At 67.9% G+C, this 17,178-nt stretch carries 19 protein-coding genes and 1 tRNA gene; 9 read left to right on the top strand and 11 right to left on the bottom strand.

Features of this window, described 5'->3' with window-relative positions:
- Positions 1–54: 54 nt before the first annotated feature.
- Positions 55–738 carry a hypothetical protein gene (locus tag AC3A5Z_RS11175; protein WP_487519411.1) on the top strand — a complete coding sequence of 228 codons (684 nt, stop codon included), beginning with the start codon at positions 55–57 and terminating at the stop codon, positions 736–738.
- On the opposite strand, the gene AC3A5Z_RS11170 is transcribed toward AC3A5Z_RS11175, so the two are convergent.
- Positions 722–2,017: a vWA domain-containing protein gene (locus tag AC3A5Z_RS11170; RefSeq protein ID WP_487519410.1), complete on the bottom strand. Its 1,296-nt coding sequence runs from the start codon at positions 2,015–2,017 to the stop codon at positions 722–724. The genes AC3A5Z_RS11175 and AC3A5Z_RS11170 overlap by 17 nt on opposite strands.
- A complete protein-coding gene (locus AC3A5Z_RS11165) occupies positions 2,017–3,135 on the bottom strand; it encodes an AAA family ATPase (RefSeq protein WP_487519409.1) in 1,119 nt (372 codons plus the stop codon). Before AC3A5Z_RS11165 ends, AC3A5Z_RS11170 begins: the two co-directional genes overlap by 1 nt.
- A 360-nt stretch (positions 3,136–3,495) precedes the next feature.
- Here AC3A5Z_RS11165 and AC3A5Z_RS11160 point away from each other — a divergent pair, with 360 nt between their 5' ends.
- From AC3A5Z_RS11160 to AC3A5Z_RS11150, 3 genes are read left to right on the top strand one after another with little or no spacing between them, the layout of a single operon-like run.
- Positions 3,496–4,920 (top strand): sensor histidine kinase, encoded by a 1,425-nt coding sequence (locus AC3A5Z_RS11160; RefSeq protein ID WP_487519408.1) that lies wholly within the window; start codon positions 3,496–3,498, stop codon positions 4,918–4,920.
- On the top strand, positions 4,917–5,123 hold the full coding sequence (locus tag AC3A5Z_RS11155; RefSeq protein WP_487519407.1) for a hypothetical protein: 207 nt from the start codon (positions 4,917–4,919) through the stop codon (positions 5,121–5,123). Before AC3A5Z_RS11160 ends, AC3A5Z_RS11155 begins: the two co-directional genes overlap by 4 nt.
- Entirely contained in the window at positions 5,093–5,509 is a 417-nt protein-coding gene (locus tag AC3A5Z_RS11150) for a sensor histidine kinase (RefSeq protein ID WP_487519406.1), read from the top strand. The genes AC3A5Z_RS11155 and AC3A5Z_RS11150 overlap by 31 nt, the downstream gene beginning before the upstream one ends.
- On the opposite strand, the gene AC3A5Z_RS11145 is transcribed toward AC3A5Z_RS11150, so the two are convergent.
- The 3 genes from AC3A5Z_RS11145 to AC3A5Z_RS11135 all read right to left on the bottom strand — a co-directional run bounded on the left by AC3A5Z_RS11145 (position 5,506) and on the right by AC3A5Z_RS11135 (position 8,323).
- Positions 5,506–6,309, bottom strand: a complete 804-nt coding sequence (locus AC3A5Z_RS11145) for a hypothetical protein (protein WP_487519405.1) — start codon at positions 6,307–6,309, stop codon at positions 5,506–5,508. The two genes, AC3A5Z_RS11150 and AC3A5Z_RS11145, sit on opposite strands and share 4 nt — an antisense overlap.
- Before the next feature lie 193 nt (positions 6,310–6,502).
- Positions 6,503–7,912: a type I glutamate--ammonia ligase gene (glnA, locus tag AC3A5Z_RS11140; protein WP_487519404.1), complete on the bottom strand. Its 1,410-nt coding sequence runs from the start codon at positions 7,910–7,912 to the stop codon at positions 6,503–6,505.
- A gap of 72 nt (positions 7,913–7,984) precedes the next feature.
- Positions 7,985–8,323: a P-II family nitrogen regulator gene (locus AC3A5Z_RS11135; protein ID WP_107664804.1), complete on the bottom strand. Its 339-nt coding sequence runs from the start codon at positions 8,321–8,323 to the stop codon at positions 7,985–7,987.
- 179 nt (positions 8,324–8,502) lie between these two features.
- On the opposite strand from AC3A5Z_RS11135, the gene AC3A5Z_RS11130 reads away from it, so the two are divergent.
- On the top strand, positions 8,503–10,035 hold the full coding sequence (locus tag AC3A5Z_RS11130) for an NAD(P)H-hydrate dehydratase (RefSeq protein ID WP_487519403.1): 1,533 nt from the start codon (positions 8,503–8,505) through the stop codon (positions 10,033–10,035).
- Between the two features lie 4 nt (positions 10,036–10,039).
- Here AC3A5Z_RS11130 and AC3A5Z_RS11125 read toward each other — a convergent pair whose 3' ends face one another.
- Complete coding sequence (locus tag AC3A5Z_RS11125; protein ID WP_487519402.1) at positions 10,040–10,516, bottom strand: Hint domain-containing protein; 477 nt, start codon at positions 10,514–10,516, stop codon at positions 10,040–10,042.
- Between the two features lie 213 nt (positions 10,517–10,729).
- Here AC3A5Z_RS11125 and AC3A5Z_RS11120 point away from each other — a divergent pair.
- Together AC3A5Z_RS11120 and tig are read left to right on the top strand one after the other, a co-directional pair.
- A tRNA-Leu gene (locus AC3A5Z_RS11120) sits at positions 10,730–10,814 on the top strand.
- Between the two features lie 24 nt (positions 10,815–10,838).
- A complete protein-coding gene (gene tig, locus AC3A5Z_RS11115; protein ID WP_487519401.1) occupies positions 10,839–12,173 on the top strand; it encodes a trigger factor in 1,335 nt (444 codons plus the stop codon).
- A gap of 99 nt (positions 12,174–12,272) precedes the next feature.
- On the opposite strand, the gene AC3A5Z_RS11110 is transcribed toward tig, so the two are convergent.
- The 4 genes from AC3A5Z_RS11110 to rpsF form a co-directional block, all read right to left on the bottom strand.
- Positions 12,273–12,482, bottom strand: coding sequence for a GSU2403 family nucleotidyltransferase fold protein (locus tag AC3A5Z_RS11110; protein ID WP_487519400.1), 210 nt, complete (start codon positions 12,480–12,482; stop codon positions 12,273–12,275).
- A gap of 147 nt (positions 12,483–12,629) precedes the next feature.
- Entirely contained in the window at positions 12,630–13,205 is a 576-nt protein-coding gene (gene rplI / locus AC3A5Z_RS11105) for a 50S ribosomal protein L9 (protein ID WP_487519399.1), read from the bottom strand.
- A 13-nt stretch (positions 13,206–13,218) separates the two neighbouring features.
- Positions 13,219–13,446 carry a 30S ribosomal protein S18 gene (gene rpsR, locus AC3A5Z_RS11100; RefSeq protein WP_100198517.1) on the bottom strand — a complete coding sequence of 76 codons (228 nt, stop codon included), beginning with the start codon at positions 13,444–13,446 and terminating at the stop codon, positions 13,219–13,221.
- Between the two features lie 23 nt (positions 13,447–13,469).
- Positions 13,470–13,943: a 30S ribosomal protein S6 gene (rpsF, locus tag AC3A5Z_RS11095; protein WP_487519398.1), complete on the bottom strand. Its 474-nt coding sequence runs from the start codon at positions 13,941–13,943 to the stop codon at positions 13,470–13,472.
- Positions 13,944–14,205: 262 nt separating this feature from the next.
- Between rpsF and AC3A5Z_RS11090 the strand changes: the two genes are divergently transcribed.
- The gene (locus AC3A5Z_RS11090; RefSeq protein ID WP_487519605.1) at positions 14,206–14,778 is read left to right on the top strand and encodes a YceI family protein; all 573 of its coding nucleotides are present in this window, start codon (positions 14,206–14,208) and stop codon (positions 14,776–14,778) included.
- Between the two features lie 68 nt (positions 14,779–14,846).
- Here AC3A5Z_RS11090 and AC3A5Z_RS11085 read toward each other — a convergent pair whose 3' ends face one another.
- A complete protein-coding gene (locus tag AC3A5Z_RS11085; protein ID WP_487519397.1) occupies positions 14,847–16,031 on the bottom strand; it encodes a cytochrome b/b6 domain-containing protein in 1,185 nt (394 codons plus the stop codon).
- A gap of 148 nt (positions 16,032–16,179) precedes the next feature.
- Between AC3A5Z_RS11085 and fabD the strand changes: the two genes are divergently transcribed.
- On the top strand, positions 16,180–17,124 hold the full coding sequence (fabD, locus tag AC3A5Z_RS11080; protein ID WP_487519396.1) for an ACP S-malonyltransferase: 945 nt from the start codon (positions 16,180–16,182) through the stop codon (positions 17,122–17,124).
- Positions 17,125–17,178 lie beyond the last annotated feature (54 nt).

Genomic DNA, 17,178 nt, shown 5'->3' with positions numbered 1-17,178 from the left:
AACCGGAGTTGCGTCCTGTCATTGACGATTATCCTGAGTGACGACCGAGGTATCATGTTCATCCTGACTCCCTCTTCCGTTCTGAACTTTCGTGCCCTGCGCCGCTGCACTGCCACCGGGGTGATGCGCCGCGCGGGCACACTCGTCTTCCCCCGCAAGCTGATGCTGTCGCGCACCTTCTGGCGCCTGCTGCTGGACTCTTCGCTGGTGCGGCACATCATCGTGCTGGCCCCGATTCCCGCGGCCATGCTGCTGCTGCCGGAGTTCGTCGAGGTCAGCCTCGCCGTGGCGCCCGTGCTTCTGCTGATCGCGCTGATCGCCGAGGGCAATGTGCTGCCGGTGACGGCACAGCCCGGCGACGACGTGACGTCGGACCGCACGCTCGACGTGCTGTCGCAGCGCGGGCGGTCGATCCTCACCCGCATCGCCGCCGGGCGCGGCATGATGCAGGGGCGGCTGATGCTGGTGGTGGAGCAATCCGACATGGCGCGGCTGCGGCCCTTGACCTTCGTCTCGGTGCAGGATGCCGAAACCCGTGCGGTGCTCGACCTCACGCCGGAGGAACGGCAGATGCTGCGCGAGGGGCTTTTCGATCAGGGGCTGGAGGAGAGCACGCTTCTGCGGGTGAACCTCGTGCAGAAGAAGCCGCTGCGGTCGGTGGCACTCGAGGCGTCGAGCATCTCGGCCCACGCCCGGCTGGCGGGCATGGCGCGGGCAAAGCTCAGCGCGACAGGCTGATCACCTTGCCGAAGGGCGGGGTGGGCGCCTTCTCCTGCGGGATGGCCCAGATCACCGGCACCTTGGGCGCGGCACCGAAGGGCCCGTCGAGATCCGTAAGCACCACGATCACCGACGGATTAAGCGCCAGCGCCGCTGCGATCACCGGCCCGAAGTCTGTGCCGCCACCCCGGGCGAAATCGACGCGCCGGATTTCCGACTCCCAGGCGATGCCCTGCATCCTGCTCTGCCCCGTCACCACCGTGTCGAAGGCAAGCACATGCACCTCTGCCCCCGAGCGACGCCCGATCCCCGCCACCTGAGCCGCAAACAGCCCCAGCCGCGCATCGTCGATCGAGCTGGAGGTATCCACCGCCACCGCCACCCTTGGCCGGTTGCGGTCGGCGCAGCGGGCGGGCTGGAAGGCGGGCTGGAAGCGGCCTTCCTCGCGCGCGGCACTGTCATGCGCCAGCCAGCGCCGGGCCGGGCGGCCCCAATCGGGGCGCGGCGTGTGCGACACCGCCTTGGAGACCAGCCGCCGCAGCACCCGCTCCCAGGGCGTATGCACCTGCGGCAGGTCCAGCGCGTCGGTGCCGAGCGTGCCGATGCCGCGCCCCGCCGACCGCCCGTCCTCCATCGCCCGGGCCAGCCGTTCGCGCCAGGCGTCGGGGTCGGGGCTTTCGTCCTCCTCGCCCTCGACCGGGGCAGGGACGGCGTGCAGGTCCTGCCCGAAGCTTTTCTGCCGCGCCAGCTCGCGCGCGGCCTCGGCCGCGTCGGGGCGGCCGTTCTGGCTCTCGCCCTTGCCCTTAATCTTGCCGTCACCCTCGCCCTTTCCCGGCTGGTTCGCATCGGCCATCAGCCGGATGTAGAGCTTCTCCACATCCCATCCTGTCACCGCCGTCTCGGCGGGCAGGGCGGCCTTCAGCAGATCGGCCAGCAGCACGACCGGGCGGGGCAAGGCGTGGCCCGCCAGCACCAGCGTCTGGTTCAGGATCGCGTCGCAGGCGATGTTGAACAGCTCCTCGTCGAACCGGTCCCCGAACCGCCCGCGCATCGCCAGCGAGCGGGGCGCATGACGCAACGCGATATGCAGCACCTGATGCGCCGCCAGCCCGGCCTGCTCATGTGGGGCGAGCGTCTCGAAGCCGGGGCCGTAGAACACCGTTCTCCCATCGGTCCAGGCGGCGGTCTCGCCCTCGGCATCGCGATGGGGGCACCAGAGCGCCAGCGCCCCGAGTGCCGGATCGGCTTCGGAGAGGCGGCGCAGGGCGGGGCCGGCGCGGCGAGAATGGGCGCGCATCAGTCCAGACCCAGCCGGGCGCGTTCCTGCGAATAGGCGGCATAGGCCGGGTGGTCGAGGAAGTCTTCGGCCAGCCCCTGCTCCAGCCCGCGCCGGATCGCCATCTCGAAGCCATGGGTGCAGAGCTCGGCGAGCGGCATGCGCGAAAAGGCCGCCTCGTCCCGCTCGCGGTCCAGCGTGCGGATGCCCGCCATGACGTCGATCACCGGCACGGCCGTCTGCGGCCCGAGCGCGCCCACCAGCCCGTAGATCAGCGCGTGCAGCCCGTGCATCGATTCCGGATAGAGCGCCGGGCGATCCTTGGGTGCGGCCTCCAGCAGCGCTGCCACGCTGACGCTGGCGTCGATGTCGTCGGCCACCAGCTGGAACTCCGCCGCGATCGCTTCGCCGATGGTGCCGGCCAGCATGATCTTGCGCAGCGCGCGGTCCTGCACCGCCTGCATGATCTTGCTGACCCGCTCCCAGCTCCGCGGGGTAGTGGCGATCATCAGCCCGCGATCCAGTGCCTCGGGCGTGGTCTCCAGCAGATCCGGTCGCATGCGGATGAAGGCGGCCACGGCGGGGTGCAGGCTGTTGGGAATGGCAAAATTCTCCAGCCAGTCGGTGGCGGAGGCAGCGACGTTCAGATGGATCAGCCGGTCGGACAGGGCCGTGCCCATCTCGTAGGCCACCGCGCCATCCTCGACCATGTTGCCGGCCGCCACGATGAAGACGCTGTCGGGCAGGTTGTGCGGCCCCACGCGGCGCTCCTGCAGCAGGCCATAGACGGCGGGGTGCAGATGCGGCGGGGCGGCGGTCAGCTCGTCGAGGAACAGCAGCGACGGATGCGCCGGATCGTCGGGCAGGTCGTCGGGGCGATACCAGAGCGTCTTCTTCGTCTGATGGTCGTAATAGGGCAGGCCGCGGAGGTCCTGCGATTCGATGGTGGTCAAGCGCAGATCGTAGAGCCGGGCCTTCTGCTCGGCGGCTAGCTGGCGCACCACTTCGGTCTTTCCGACGCCGGGACGGCCATGCAGCATCCAGGAAGTGGTGAGCGCGCCTGCCCTTTGTGCCGCCCAGCCCTCGCGCAGAACCCTGAGCGCCTGTCCGGCCGAGACGTCCATCGTGTTAACAGTCATTACCAGTCCTTTCACATCCGGCTGACACCCGCACTGCCCGCCCGCCGCAGGCTGGACAGAGGGCCGGGATCAGGCTCCTTTCAGCGTGAACCGGCATGCCATAAATAGCCTGCTGCTTGCCAAAGTTCCGCTAATTCTGCGCTCTTTCGTCGCATGTGACGTAACGGCGCTTGCGGGCTTCGCGCTTTGCGCGAATCGGCGCCGGAAATTGCACCCGCGCCGATGGTCCGACCTCTCTTATATGGCCTGCCGCGGCGTGATAGCGTCTTTTCGTCGCAACGAAGGAAAGACGCAGCAGTGCAGCACGGACGCGAGAAAACGACCCGGAGCACCGGACTTCTGGCTGCAGGAGCCCTCCTCATGGTGCTTGTCGGGGCGCTCGGCACCTATATCTCCTTCCGCGCCGACGAGACCTTCCGGCTCATCGTCGAGGAACGCGAGATGCGGCGCAATGCGGCGGATCTGCTCTCGGCGCTGCAGGATACCGAAGTCGGCCAGCGCGGCTTCCTCGTCACCCGCGATCCCGAGTTCCTCGAACCCTACAGCGCGGCGCGCACCCAGGTGCCGGAACTGATGGCCGCGCTCCTGCCAGACCTGCCGCTGCATGGCGAGGAGGAGGGGCCGGAGTTGCAGCGTCTGGTCGAGCGGCGGCTGGAACTGGAGGAGATCGTGCTGGCCGATCTGGCCGACGGCACGATCGACCGGCTGTCGCTGATCGGGCTGGAAGGCGAGGGCCGCGCCACGATGGACGGGATCCGCACCATCCTCGACGGCGTCCTGACCCGCTCCGACGAGCGCAACGCCTCGGCCATCGACCGGCAGAAGCGGCTCAACCGCATGCTGCAGGCCGCCTCGATAATCGGCGGTCTGGCGACGCTGGTCGTGATCGGCGGCGCCTTCTACGAGATGCTGCGCCAGCTGCGCGCCCTGCGCGCCGCCGACGAGGAGATGCGGCGGCTGAACGCCGGGCTCGAGGAACGGGTGCAGCAGCGCACCGTCGATCTGATGCGCGCCAATCAGGAGGTGCAGCGCTTCGCCTATATCGTGACCCACGACCTGCGCGCGCCCCTCGTCAACATCATGGGCTTCACCAGCGAGCTCGAGACCGCGCTGAAGCCGCTGCAGACCTACGTTCTGGCCGACGGCACCCCGGTTAGCGAGACCGACATCCGCGACGCCCGGACCGCCGCCGCCGAGGATCTGCCCGAGGCTCTGGCCTTCATCCGCTCCTCCACGCGCAAGATGGACGGGCTGATCAATGCCATCCTCAAGATCTCGCGCGACGGCCGACGCGAGCTAAAGCCCGCGCCGCTCGATCTCGGCGCACTCGCCGAGCAGACGGCGGCGACGGTGCGCCACCAGGTCTCGGAGATGGGCGGGTCGGTGGACATCACCTCCGACGTGCCCGAGATCGTCGGCGACCGCCTCTCCCTGGAACAGGCGCTGGGGACCCTCGTCGACAACGCGGTGAAATACGCCCATCCCGATCGGCCGCTGCAGCTGACGATCCGCATCCGCCGCGAGAGCGCGCGCATGGTGCGGGTCGATGTCAGCGACAACGGGCGGGGCATTTCCGGCGACGATCACGAGCGGGTCTTCGAACTCTTCCGCCGCGCGGGTACGCAGGACAGGCCCGGGGAGGGAATCGGTCTTGCGCATGTGCGCACCCTCATGCGAAATCTCGGCGGTGAAATCACCCTGAAATCGATTGCAGGTGAAGGCTCGATGTTCACGCTGCGTGTGCCTGCGGATCTGCGTCCTGTCTTGAAAGAGGTCAAGGCATGAAGGCGCTCGGAAAAGAAGTCACCATCGTGATGGTCGAGGATTACGAGGGTCATGCCCGTCTGATCGAGAAGAACATCCGCCGCGCCGGCGTGAACAACGAGATCATCCCCTTCGTCAACGGCGGCGACGCCCTGACCTACGTCCTCGGCGCAGACTTTATTTGGGCGAAGACATGCGCGTGGTGGAGCTGGAGCCCTACCTGACCACCATGCTGTCCGACTTCGCCGCGGCCGCTCCCTCCTCGGTGAAGCTGGAGATGGCGTTCTCGCCGGTCAACATCAGCGCCGACCGCGCCGTCTGTCTCGGGGTGATGGTTTCCGAACTGGTGACAAATGCGGTGAAATACGCCTGGCCCTCGGGCGATGGCGGCACCTTGCGCGTCTCGCTGGAAGAGGCCGCGCCGGGGCGGGCGCGGCTCAAGGTGTCCGACGACGGCGTGGGCATCGACCCGACCATCGTGGCGCAGGGCACCGGGCTTGGCCAGCGACTGCTGCGCGCCATGGGCGACCAGCTCGGCGGAACGGTGGAACAGGTGCCGGCCGAGCTCGGCACCTGCATCGTCCTCCAGTTCCCGACCGACGCCGATTAGATCATCGCGATCAGCGACCGCCCCAAATCGCTCTGCAGGAAGACCGTGCCCAGACCGGTCAGCACCATGGCTTGCGAGGTCAGCCGCAGGTCTTCGCCCCGCAACAGCGAATAGGTCATCATGGCGGCGCCCACCGGCATCGCGACGAGGATCAGCGTCGCGTTCATCGTGTGGATCGCCAGCCGCATCGGCGTTGCATTGGCGTTGGCGGGCTTCTTCTCGCCCTGCCACGGCGCGCCTTCGGGATAGAGCGCCGAGCGCACCGTCTCGTTGCCCGACTGGCGCCGGGGCAGGTCGGGGCGGTCATTGGCGGCCTCGGGATGCACCGGGGCGAGCGGCGGGAAGCAGAGCTGCGCCTTGCTCGGCAGCTCCACTTCCTGTGCGGTGGGCAACTGCGCCAAGAGCGTCTCGAGCCGGTCCGGCGTCACCGGGCCGGGCAGGTTGTGCCAGGCGACGGCAGCCGGGGGGAAACGGGTCTGGATGCGATCAACGATCATCCGGCACATCATCGCGCCGCGCTGGATCGCCGGAACCTCGGGATCGGCCACCGGCGACGGCCCGACAGAGACGCTGAGGCAGCAGGCATGGCCGCCACCCGGATTGTCTGCAAGGCTCATGATCACCCGCGCGCCGTCCAGATCGAAGATGGCCACGTCGTCGCAATCCCAGGCGAAGCTGCGATCCACCGCATCGCATTTCGCCAGCGCGCTGTTGAGCTCGCCCACGAGCATGGCGAAATGCATGTGCAGCGGGCGGGCGTAGAGCAGCTGCGCGATCGTGCTGGTCGATGTGTCACGCATGGAAACCCCCATGTTCTCCGGTCTCATGCTGCATGGTTAAACCGCGATTGCGGACAGATTGTGATCTTTGAGGGAAATTAACCCAATCAGGCGCCATTGTTGCGCCACAATGTGCTAATGCATCCTGTGGTTGCGCCGCCCACGCATGAAAAAGGGCGCCCGAAGGCGCCCTTTCCCGAAGATGTCCCACCGATCAGCAGGAGTAGTACATCGCGTACTCGATCGGGTGCGGCGTGTGCTCGTAGGCGTAGACCTCTTCCCACTTGAGCGCCATGTAGCCCTCGAGCTGATCCTTGGTGAACACGTCGCCGGCCAGCAGGAAGTCGTGGTCCTTCTCCAGCTCCTCCAGCGCCTCGCGCAGCGAGCCGCAGACGGTCGGGATTTCGGCCAGTTCTTCCGGCGGCAGGTCGTAGAGGTCCTTGTCCGAAGCCGGGCCCGGATCGATCTTGTTCTTGATCCCGTCGAGGCCGGCCATCAGCAGGGCGGCGAAGGCCAGGTAGGGGTTCGCCGAGGGATCGGGAAAGCGGGCTTCGACGCGCTTGGCTTTCGGCGACTCGGTCCACGGAATACGGACGCAGCCCGAGCGGTTGCGCGCCGAGTAGGCCCGCAGCACCGGAGCCTCGAAGCCCGGGATCAGGCGCTTGTAGCTGTTGGTCGCCGGGTTGGTCAGCGCGTTCAGCGCCTTGGCATGCTTCAGGATGCCGCCGATGAAGTAGAGGGCTTCCTGCGAGAGGTCGGCATACTTGTCGCCGGCGAAGAGCGGCTTGCCGTCCTTCCAGATCGACATGTTCACGTGCATCCCCGAGCCGTTGTCGCCCTTCATGGGCTTCGGCATGAAGGTCACGGTCTTGCCGTAGGCGTGGGCCACGTTGTGGATCACGTACTTGTACTTCTGGATGTTGTCGGCCTGCTCGACCAGACCGCCGAAGATCATGCCCAGCTCGTGCTGGCAGGTGGCGACCTCGTGGTGGTGCTTGTCGACCTTGATGCCCATGCGCTTCATGGTCGAGAGCATCTCGCCGCGGATGTCCTGCGCCTCGTCGACCGGGTTCACCGGGAAGTAGCCGCCCTTGTGACCGGCGCGATGGCCGTAGTTGCCGCCCTCGGTGGCCGAGTCGGTGTTCCAGGCCGCCGCTTCGGCGTCGATCTGGTAGGCGACCTTGGCCGGGGTGACCGAGTAGCGCACGTCGTCGAACAGGAAGAATTCGGCTTCCGGACCGAAGTACGCGGTGTCACCGATGCCCGAGGACTTGAGGTAGGCCTCGGCCTTCAGCGCCGTGCCGCGCGGGTCGCGGCTGTAGGCCTCGCCGGTGTCGGGCTCGACCACGTTGCAATGCACGCAGAGCGTCTTTTCGGCATAGAAGGGGTCGATGTAGACCGAGCTTGCATCCGGGATCAGCTTCATGTCGGACTGATCGATGGATTTCCAGCCGGCGATGGACGAGCCGTCGAACATGAAGCCTTCCTCGAAGAAGTCCTCGTCGACGAGATCGGACACCAGCGTCACATGCTGAAGCTTGCCCTTGGGGTCGGTGAAGCGGATGTCGACATATTCGACCTCCTCATCCTTTATCAGTTTGAGAGCAGCAGAGACATTGCTCATCGAGTCTTTCCTTTTGCTTGAGGATCGCTTGACAGGGCCGGGCGCAACCGCGCGTCCGGCGCGTTGGGCCGGTCAGATCGCGTCGTCGCCGGTCTCGCCGGTGCGGATGCGGATCGCCTGCTCGACGGGGCTGACGAAGATCTTGCCGTCGCCGATCTTGTCGGTGCGGGCGGCAGAGGTGATCGCCTCGATCGCGGCATCGACCATGTCATCCGCGAGGACGACCTCGATCTTTACCTTCGGCAGGAAATCGACAACGTATTCGGCGCCACGGTAGAGCTCCGTATGGCCCTTCTGACGGCCGAACCCCTTGACTTCGGTAACGGAAAGCCCCTGCACGCCTGCGGCCTGCAACGCCTCCTTCACCTCGTCGAGCTTGAAAGGCTTGATGATCGCCTCAATCTTCTTCACGGCCCGACTCCCCCGCTTTGCCCCGTATCCGCAAGCCACTGACCACTTCCGCAGGGCAGGGACAATTGGCTAGGGTAGGCACAGGCAGGATCGGCAGGGAAAACTGCGACCTTCTGTCTGCAATTTGATCTATCCGCACAATTAACGGGCAGATTTAGAACAGGATCGGGGTGAATACGATGGAAGTTCTGCATTCTGCCCAAATGCGCGCCATAGAGGCCGCCGCCATCGCCTCCGGCACAGTCACTGGGCTCACGCTGATGGAGCGGGCGGGCAGCGGCGTGGTGCAGGCGATCCACGCCGAATGGCCCGCGCTGCGCGAACGGCCCGGCGCCGCGGTGATCTTCTGCGGCCCCGGCAACAATGGCGGCGACGGCTATGTCATCGCGCGCCTCCTGCGCGAGCGCGGCACCTCGGTCGCGGTCTTTGCGAGCGCGCCGCCCACCACGCCCGATGCCCAGTCGATGTGCCGCCGCTGGGAGCTGCTCGGCCCGGTGCGCGACCTTGCGGCGCTGGAGCCCGCCGATCTCGCCGGGCGCCCGCTGGTGGTGGATGCGTTTTTCGGCGGCGGTCTTACCCGCGACATCGCCCCCCAGATCCGCGACTCGCTGCGGCTGGCGCAGGCGAGCGGTTGCCGGCTGGTGGCGGTGGATGTGCTCTCGGGTCTCTGCGCCGACAGCGGGCGGGTGCGCAGCGCGGAGGGCTATCTCGACCGCCCGGCGGCGCTGACCGTCAGCTTCGAACGCCCGCGCCTCGGCCACATGCTGGAGCCTGCCGCCTCTCTCGGCGGGGTGCTGCGGCTGGTACCGCTGGGGGTCGAGGCCGCGGTGCAGGACTTCTTGCGCGGGGCCGGTCCGGAGGCGGTGCGGCTGGCGGAGCGGGGCGATCCGGGCAAATACGCCGGGCACAAGTTCAGCCACGGTCACGCGCTGGTGCTCTCCGGCGGGCCGGGGCATGGCGGGGCGGCACGGCTCTCGGCCCGCGGCGCGCTGCGCATGGGGGCAGGGCTGGTGACCCTGGCCTGCCCAGAGGCCGCCGTTCCGGAAATGGCAGCGCGGCTCGACGCCATCATGCTGCGCCCGCTGGAAGACGCAGAGGCGCTGGCGGCGATGCTGCAGGACAGCCGTCTGACCGCGCTCTGCCTCGGCCCGGGCCTTGGCACCGGCCCGCGCGAGGCGGCGCTGGTCGCGGCGGCACTGGCCGGGCGGCGGGCGACGCTGCTCGACGCCGATGCGCTGACGCTGGTCGCGCGCGACCCGTCTCTTGCCGCCGCCCTGCACGACCGCTGCGTGCTCACCCCGCATATGGGCGAATTCGCCCGGCTCTGCCCCGATCTGGCCGAGCGTCTCGACGCCGCCGCGGCGCCGGGCCCGGCCTTCTCCAAGCTCGACGCCTGCCGCGCGGCGGCCGAACGGTTCGGCGCGGTGGTGCTTCTCAAGGGCCCCGACACGGTGATCGCGGCCCCGGACGGTCGCGCCATCCTCAGCCCGGCGCTCTACGACCGCGCGGCGCCGTGGCTGGCGACGGCGGGGGCGGGCGATGTTCTGGCAGGCTTCATCACCGGGCTGCTGGCGCGCGGCGTGACGCCCCTGGAGGCGGCGGCCTCCGGCGCGCATCTGCATGTCGAGGCGGCGCGCAGCTTCGGACCCGGGCTCATCGCCGAGGATCTGCCGGAGGAACTGCCCAAGGTGTTCCGCGCGCTGGGGCTCTGACGGCTCAGGCCAGCGCCGACTGCGGCGCGGGCTGCGACACGGCCTCCACCGGCCCGGCATAGATCACCACCGCCGCGTCGAAGCGCAGCGCGTTCAGCCGGGTCTCGGCCGTCTCCAGCCGCACCTGCCGCCCGTCGGCCAGCCGCTCGGCGGGCAGGACGATCTGTTCGACCCCGTGGATCAACCTGGCCCGCATGCCGCGCAACAGCACCGGCAGTTCGGCCGGCAGCAGCAGGTCGCAGTCGGGATTGCCATGCGCCTGCGTCCCGGCGCCGATCCGCAGCATCCGCCGCCGCGCCAAGGGCAGCACCTCCACACCCGCCAGCCGTCGCGCACCTGAGCGGGTCACGATCCGGTCGCCCGGGCCCAGCAGCTCCACCGGCAGCGCGCCCTCCAGTGTCAGCACCCGCGTGCCCGGAACAAGTAGAAGGCCGTGCTGCGGCTCCACCCGGATGTCTGCCTGCGGTTCCCACTGTGCCATATGTCCGCCCATTCGCGCCGCGCCGATCGTCACCCGCCGACGGTTCGCGTCAAGGTGGTGCAAAATTAAGGCCGGGAGGCGGCAGGAACCCGTCACCATGCCGCGCTGCCGCGTGCTTTTCCTCTCGCATCGCGCCCGGGGCTTTGTTAGAAGGGCGCGGATTTTGAGGCGCGGTTCTGGTCGGAAACGGCAGGGCCGCGCTTTGAGTGATGTGCGGGTGTGGCGGAACTGGTAGACGCAGCAGGTTTAGGTCCTGCCGCCGCAAGGTGTGGGGGTTCGAGTCCCTTCACCCGCACCATAGGAACAAAGAGGACGGAAACATATGCAGGTCACCGAAACCCTGAACGAAGGTCTGAAGCGCGCCTACACCATCACGGTGACGGCGGCTGAACTGGACGCGAAGGTCCAGGAAAAACTGATCGAGGCTCAGCCCGAGGTCGAGATGAAGGGCTTCCGCAAGGGCAAGGTGCCGATGGCCATGCTGAAAAAGCAGTTCGGCCCGCGCCTTCTGGGCGACGCGATGCAGGACGCCATCGACGGTGCGATGAAGGACCATCTGGAAAATTCCGGTGACCGCCCGGCGATGCAGCCGGAAGTGAAGATGGTCGGCGGCGAAACCTGGGCCGAGGGCCAGGATGTCGTGGTCGAGATGAGCTACGAGGCGCTGCCCGAGATCCCGGAGATCGACGCGAGCGGCCTGACGCTGGAGCGTCTGACCGTGAAGGCCGACGAGGCTTCGGTCGACGAGGCGCTGACCAACCTGGCCTCCTCGGCGCAGTCCTTCGAGGACCGCAAGAAGGGCTCCAAGGCCAAGGACGGCGATCAGGTCGTGATCGACTTCAAGGGCTCGGTTGACGGCGAGCTGTTCGAGGGCGGCACCGCCGAAGACTACCCGCTGGTGCTGGGCTCCGGTTCGTTCATCCCGGGCTTCGAAGAGCAGCTGGTCGGTGCCAAGGCCGGCGACGAGGTGACGGTGAAGGTCTCCTTCCCGGCCGAGTACGGCGCCAAGCACCTTGCCGGCAAGGAAGCCGAATTCGCCTGCACCGTGAAGTCGGTGAAGTCTCCGAAGCCGGCGGAAGTCGATGACGAACTGGCCAAGAAATACGGCGCCGAGGATCTGGCCGGTCTGAAGACCCAGATCTCCGAACGTCTGGAAGCGGAGTTTAAGGGCGCTGCCCGCGCGGTGATGAAGCGTGCGCTGCTCGACCAGCTCGACGGCATGGTCTCCTTCGACCTGCCGAGCTCGCTCGTCGAGGCCGAAGCCGGGCAGATCGCCCACCAGCTCTGGCACGAGGAGCACCCGGAAGAGCAGGGCCACAACCACGGCCATGTCGAGGCGACCGAGGAGCACAAGAAGCTGGCCGAGCGCCGCGTGCGTCTGGGCCTCCTGCTGGCCGAGATCGGTCGCAAGGCCGAGATCAACGTGACCGACGCCGAGATGACCCAGGCGGTTCTGGCGCAGGCCCGGCAGTATCCGGGGCAGGAGCGTCAGTATTTCGAGTTCGTCCAGAAGAACCCGCAGATCCAGCAGCAGCTGCGCGCGCCGATCTTCGAGGACAAGGTGGTCGACCATATCGTGTCCGGCGCGACCGTGACCGACAAGGAGATCAGCAAGGACGAGCTGCAGAAGGCGATCGAAGCCCTGGACGAAATGTGATTTCGCCCACAGCGTGACAGATCGGGGCCGCTCCTTCGGGAGCGGCCCTTTTCACATCCCGGCCGGTTTACATGGCAACCAGCCGCTGCGCCTTTTCCGTCATCCGCTCAAGGCTGCCGTCGATCCGCCGCCGCCGCTCAGGGCTCCGGCCACGCGCAGCTCCTCCGGCCGGTCCCCGGCCAAGGCCTCCACCAGCAGCGCCGCCTGCGCCCAATCCTTCCTTGACGTCAGCGCATCCGGCCCGCCGCGCCGCCGGTCGGCGACGATCAGCTTGTGGATGGCGAAACGCGCCGGCTGCGGGATCTGCACGAGCACCCCCGGGCGCTAGAGCGCCGCCGCCCGGATCGGCCGGGCGATCACCGCCCATGCTCTACAAAACCCGATGCTGTAGAGCGCGATCCGGACATGAAAAAACCGCGCCGGTCTCCCGGCGCGGTCTCAAGGATCCAACAGGGATCAGAGGTCTTCGCCGTCCTGGGCAGCGCCCAGTTCGTCGAACAGTTCCGCGATCTCGAAGTCGGCAGCCGCTTCGGCTTCCGCCGCCAGCTCCTGGATCGACTTGCCCGAAGCCTGCAGTTCGGCCTCTTCGACCGAGCGCGCGACGTTGATCGTGATCTTCACGGTGACTTCCGGGTGCAGCACGACCGAAACCGGGTGCAGGCCCAGATCCTTGATCGGGCGGTCCAGGACGACCTGGCCACGCTCGACCGAGAAGCCCTCGGCGGTTGCGACGTCGGAGACGTCACGGGTGGTGACGGAGCCGTAGAGCGCGCCCGAGTCGGACGCCGAGCGGATGATGACGAAGGTCTGGCCGTCGAGTTTGGCGGCGACGACTTCGGCCTCTTTCTTGGTTTCGAGGTTCTGCGTTTCCAGCTGAACCTTGCGGGCCTCGAACGACTTGATGTTCGATTCGTTGGCGCGCAGGGCCTTGCCTTGCGGCAGCAGGAAGTTGCGGGCGTAACCGTCCTTGACGTTCACGACCTCGCCCATCTGACCGAGCTTGGCCACGCGCTGAAGAAGGATGACTTGCATGTGCGGGTGCTCCTTACTTCACAGCGTAGGGCAGCAGGGCGAGGAAGCGGGCGCGCTTGATCGCACGGGCCAGCTCACGCTGCTTGATCGCCGAAACGGCGGTGATGCGGGACGGAACGATCTTGCCGCGCTCGGAGATGTAGCGCTGCAGCAGACGCGTGTCCTTGTAGTCGATCGCCGGTGCGTTGTCGCCCGAGAAGGGGCAGACCTTGCGGCGGCGGAAGAAGGGTTTGTTCGCCATAGTTTATATCCTTTCCTGCCTGATCAGCGCCGGGCGCCGAAGCCGCCGCGGTCACCACCGCGATCGCCGCCGAAACCGCCACGGTCGCCGCCGAAGCTGCGCTCGGGCCGGTCGCCACGATCACCGCGATCCGGGCGGTCGCCACGGTCCGGACGGTCGCCACGCTCGCGCTCGTCGCGCTTCTGCATCTGCACCGACGGGCCTTCGGCATGCTTGTCGACCTTGATGGTCAGCACGCGCATCACGTCGTCATGCAGGCGCATCAGGCGCTCCATCTCCTGCACGGCAGCCGAGGGGGCGTCCGACTTCAGGAAGGCATAGTGGCCCTTGCGGTTCTTGTTGATCTTGTAGGCCATCGTCTTGACGCCCCAGTATTCGCGCTCGACGACGTTGCCGCCGTTATCCGCGAGGACCGTGGAGAAATGTTCGATGAGGCCTTCGGCCTGAGCGTTGGAAAGATCCTGACGCGAGATGAAAACATGCTCGTAAAGCGGCATGTGGTCTCCGATCTGACAGGGCGCATTTCATAGGTCGGGCCATCCCTTCCGCGGCCCGTCCACGAGAGGCTGCGCCGGTTCACGTGAGTGCGGAAGGATGCGGTCTTATACAGGCGTTCGCGGGTGATGCAAGGGCCTCGGCCCCTGTGCTTTGGCGAACAAGTCCTGCGCGGCAGCGTGCGATTGAGCAAGAGACCGCAGCCTGCGCATTGTCGCCCGTGACGAACCCGTCCCTCAGTAACCGGAGCCTTCCATGACCCGCATGTTCTCTGCCCTTTCCCTCGTCTCGGCGCTCGCCCTCGGCACCGCCGCCCATGCCGCCGCCGAGACCTACACGCTCGACCCGAGCCACAGCCAGATCGTCTTCACCTACAACCACCTCGGCTTCTCGACGGGCACCGGCATGTTCTCCGGCTTCGAGGGCGAGATCGCCTTCGATCAGGAAGACCCGGCCGCCTCCAGCGTCACCGTCTCCTTCCCGGTGAAGTCGATGCTCACCGGCTGGGAAGCCCGCTTCGAGCATTTCATGTCGAAGGATTTCTTCGACGCCGCCGATGACGAGATGGTCAGCTTCACCTCCACCGGCATCGAGGTGACGGGCGAGACCACCGCCAAGATCACCGGCGACCTGACGCTGAACGGCGTGACGAAGCCCGTCGTGCTCGACGCCGTGCTGAACCAGGCCGGCATGCACCCGATGGAGAACAAGCCCTGGGCCGGCTTCGACGCCACGACCACGCTGATGCGCTCCGACTTCGGCCTCGGCCTCTTCGCACCCTTCGTCTCGGAAGAGGTGCAGGTGATGATCTCGATCGAGGCGATGAAGGCCGAGTGATCGGACCCGCCTGAACGACGAAGGCCGCCGGAGCGATCCGGCGGCCTTTTTCTTTGCGCCGTCGCCGGTCACTCGCCCCGCGTCGCCGTCAGCGCCACATCCACCTCGACCGCGAAGCCGACCGAGCTTTCGTCGGCATAGCTCGCCCCCATGCCGAAGTCGCGCCGGTCGAGCGTGGTGCTGCCGGTCATCCTTGCCGTGTCGCCGTCGAGCTCCAGCGTGAAGGGCAGGCTCACCGGCACGGTGGCCCCGCGCAGCGTCAGCGTGCCTTCCGCCACATAGCCCTCGCCCTCGGGCCGGATCTCGGCTGCAAAGCTCGCCGTCGGCTGGGCCGCGCTGTCGAAGAACTCCGGCGCCTTGGCCTGCTCCGTCACCGAACCGAGCGTCAGGCTGCCGGTCGCGATGGTCACCGTCACCTCGCCGTTGCGGCCCTCCACCGGCGTCTCGTCGAAGCGGATCGCCGCGGTCCAGTCGGCGAAGGAGCCCTCCACCTCCGCCCCCATCTGCCGCACGGTGACGCCGAGTGAGCCCTCGGTCACCGCCCAGTCCGAGGCGACCGCCGCCAGCGCAGGCTGCGCCTCTGTCTTCGGCGGGACCAGCGCCACCGCGATCCCGGCCCCCAGCGCATAGACAATGACTGCGGCCAGCGCCGGTCCCGCGCGATGCGGCGTGACCGGCCCCTCCGGCGCCGCCTCGCCGCGCGTCATCCGCCGCAGCACGGAATCGCGGTCGATCAGATGATGCTTCAACGCCCCGGCGATATGCAGCACGAGCGACAGGATCAGCAGCCGCGCGAACAGCCAATGCGCCGCGGCGGCGATCCCGGCCACCGTTTCGGATTTCGGCACGAAGGGTAGGTCCTGACCGAAGGGCCAGAGGATCGGCGCGAAGCCGGTGGTGGCCGCGTGATGCACCCAGCCCGCCAGCGGCACCAGCAGGAGCGAGAGATAGAGCAGCCAGTGCACCGTCTCGGCCAGCGCCGTTTCCAGCCGCCGCTCGGGGTGAAGCGGGGCAGGGCGCGGTTGGCCCAGCGCCCAGAGGATGCGCGCCAGCGCCACGGCGAAGGCCGCAACGCCGAGGCTCTTGTGCAGCGAGAAGAGCTGCGCCTTCCCGGCCAGCGCCTCGGCGGTGTCATAGGGCAGGCGGTTGGCGATCCAGCCGAGCGGGATCGCGGTGAGGATCAAGAGGGCGGTGAGCCAGTGCAAGCTGCGGGCGACGCCGCCGTAGCTGCGCGAGGTGTTGGAAAGGGGCATGATGTCTCCGGTCTTTGGCCGCAGGATAGCAGCGCCGCCGATCTGCCGGAACGGGCCGGGCCGGACGGAAGCGCACAGGCGCTGTGCGCCAGATTGCACCCGGACCCGCGTCGGGGTATGGCCGAAGCAAGAGATGAAGGAGACCGCCATGAGCCGCGCATTCGTTTTCCCCGGGCAGGGCGCCCAGACCATCGGCATGGGCCGCGCGCTGGCCGAAGCCTATCCCGGCGCCCGCGCCGTCTTCGACGAGGTGGACGAGGCGCTCGGCCAGTCGCTGTCGAAGCTGATCTGGGAAGGCGACATCGAGAAGCTGACCCTGACCCGCAATGCCCAGCCCGCGCTGATGGCCACCTCGATGGCCGCACTCGCAGCCCTGGAGGCCGAGGGCCTCGGCATCGCCACCGCCTCCTTCGTCGCCGGTCATTCGCTCGGCGAATACTCCGCGCTCTGCGCCGCCGGCTCGCTCGGCCTTGCCGACACCGCCCGGCTGCTGCAGGTGCGCGGCATCGCCATGCAGGAGGCGGTGCCGGTCGGCGTCGGCGCCATGGCGGCCCTGCTCGGGCTCGATTACGACACCGTGGTCGGGATCGCGCATGAGGCGGCGGGCGACGAGGTCTGCCAGGCCGCCAATGACAACGACCCTGCGCAGGTGGTGGTCTCCGGCCACAAGACGGCAGTGGAGCGCGCGGTGGAGCTGGCCAAGGCGCGGGGGGCGAAACGCGCCCTCCTGCTGCCGGTGAGCGCGCCCTTCCACTGCGCCCTGATGCAGCCCGCCGCCAGCGTGATGTCCGAGGCGCTCGCCGCCGTGGTGATCGAGGCGCCCTTGGTGCCGGTGGTGGTGAACGTCCGCGCCGAGGCGGTGACGGAACCCGACCGGATCCGCGCGCTCTTGGTGGCGCAGGTCACCGGCGCGGTGCGCTGGCGCGAGAGCGTTCAGTGGATGGAAGGCGCCGGGGTCACGGAGTTCTGGGAGATCGGCGCCGGCAAGGCGCTCTCGGGCATGATCAAGCGCATCGCCAAGGGCGCCGCCACCCGCGCCATCGGCACGCCCGAGGACGTGACCGCCGCCCTCGTCGCCCAGCAACCCGCCTGATCCTGCCACCCCGACCGTGGCGAGGTGGGGGCGCCGCGCGCGGGGGCATCGAGC

The sequence above is a fragment of the Cereibacter sp. Soil_C_27 genome, assembly GCF_057657095.1.
The sequence above is the reverse complement of the archived record's forward strand: the minus strand, read 5'-3'. Positions and strand labels throughout refer to the sequence as shown.

What these genes read in the sequence shown, in the direction of transcription:
- rpsF (WP_487519398.1), bottom strand. Translation starts at nt 13,943, where the DNA reads ATGCCGCTTTACGAGCATGTTTTCATCTCGCGTCAGGATCTTTCCAAC.
- AC3A5Z_RS11125 (WP_487519402.1), bottom strand. Translation starts at nt 10,516, where the DNA reads ATGGCACAGTGGGAACCGCAGGCAGACATCCGGGTGGAGCCGCAGCAC.
- rplI (WP_487519399.1), bottom strand. Translation starts at nt 13,205, where the DNA reads ATGCAAGTCATCCTTCTTCAGCGCGTGGCCAAGCTCGGTCAGATGGGC.
- AC3A5Z_RS11175 (WP_487519411.1), top strand. Translation starts at nt 55, where the DNA reads ATGTTCATCCTGACTCCCTCTTCCGTTCTGAACTTTCGTGCCCTGCGC.
- AC3A5Z_RS11160 (WP_487519408.1), top strand. Translation starts at nt 3,496, where the DNA reads ATGGTGCTTGTCGGGGCGCTCGGCACCTATATCTCCTTCCGCGCCGAC.
- AC3A5Z_RS11090 (WP_487519605.1), top strand. Translation starts at nt 14,206, where the DNA reads ATGTTCTCTGCCCTTTCCCTCGTCTCGGCGCTCGCCCTCGGCACCGCC.
- glnA (WP_487519404.1), bottom strand. Translation starts at nt 7,912, where the DNA reads ATGAGCAATGTCTCTGCTGCTCTCAAACTGATAAAGGATGAGGAGGTC.
- rpsR (WP_100198517.1), bottom strand. Translation starts at nt 13,446, where the DNA reads ATGGCGAACAAACCCTTCTTCCGCCGCCGCAAGGTCTGCCCCTTCTCG.
- AC3A5Z_RS11130 (WP_487519403.1), top strand. Translation starts at nt 8,503, where the DNA reads ATGGAAGTTCTGCATTCTGCCCAAATGCGCGCCATAGAGGCCGCCGCC.
- AC3A5Z_RS11150 (WP_487519406.1), top strand. Translation starts at nt 5,093, where the DNA reads ATGCGCGTGGTGGAGCTGGAGCCCTACCTGACCACCATGCTGTCCGAC.
- fabD (WP_487519396.1), top strand. Translation starts at nt 16,180, where the DNA reads ATGAGCCGCGCATTCGTTTTCCCCGGGCAGGGCGCCCAGACCATCGGC.
- AC3A5Z_RS11085 (WP_487519397.1), bottom strand. Translation starts at nt 16,031, where the DNA reads ATGCCCCTTTCCAACACCTCGCGCAGCTACGGCGGCGTCGCCCGCAGC.
- AC3A5Z_RS11170 (WP_487519410.1), bottom strand. Translation starts at nt 2,017, where the DNA reads ATGCGCGCCCATTCTCGCCGCGCCGGCCCCGCCCTGCGCCGCCTCTCC.
- AC3A5Z_RS11155 (WP_487519407.1), top strand. Translation starts at nt 4,917, where the DNA reads ATGAAGGCGCTCGGAAAAGAAGTCACCATCGTGATGGTCGAGGATTAC.
- AC3A5Z_RS11145 (WP_487519405.1), bottom strand. Translation starts at nt 6,309, where the DNA reads ATGCGTGACACATCGACCAGCACGATCGCGCAGCTGCTCTACGCCCGC.
- tig (WP_487519401.1), top strand. Translation starts at nt 10,839, where the DNA reads ATGCAGGTCACCGAAACCCTGAACGAAGGTCTGAAGCGCGCCTACACC.
- AC3A5Z_RS11165 (WP_487519409.1), bottom strand. Translation starts at nt 3,135, where the DNA reads ATGACTGTTAACACGATGGACGTCTCGGCCGGACAGGCGCTCAGGGTT.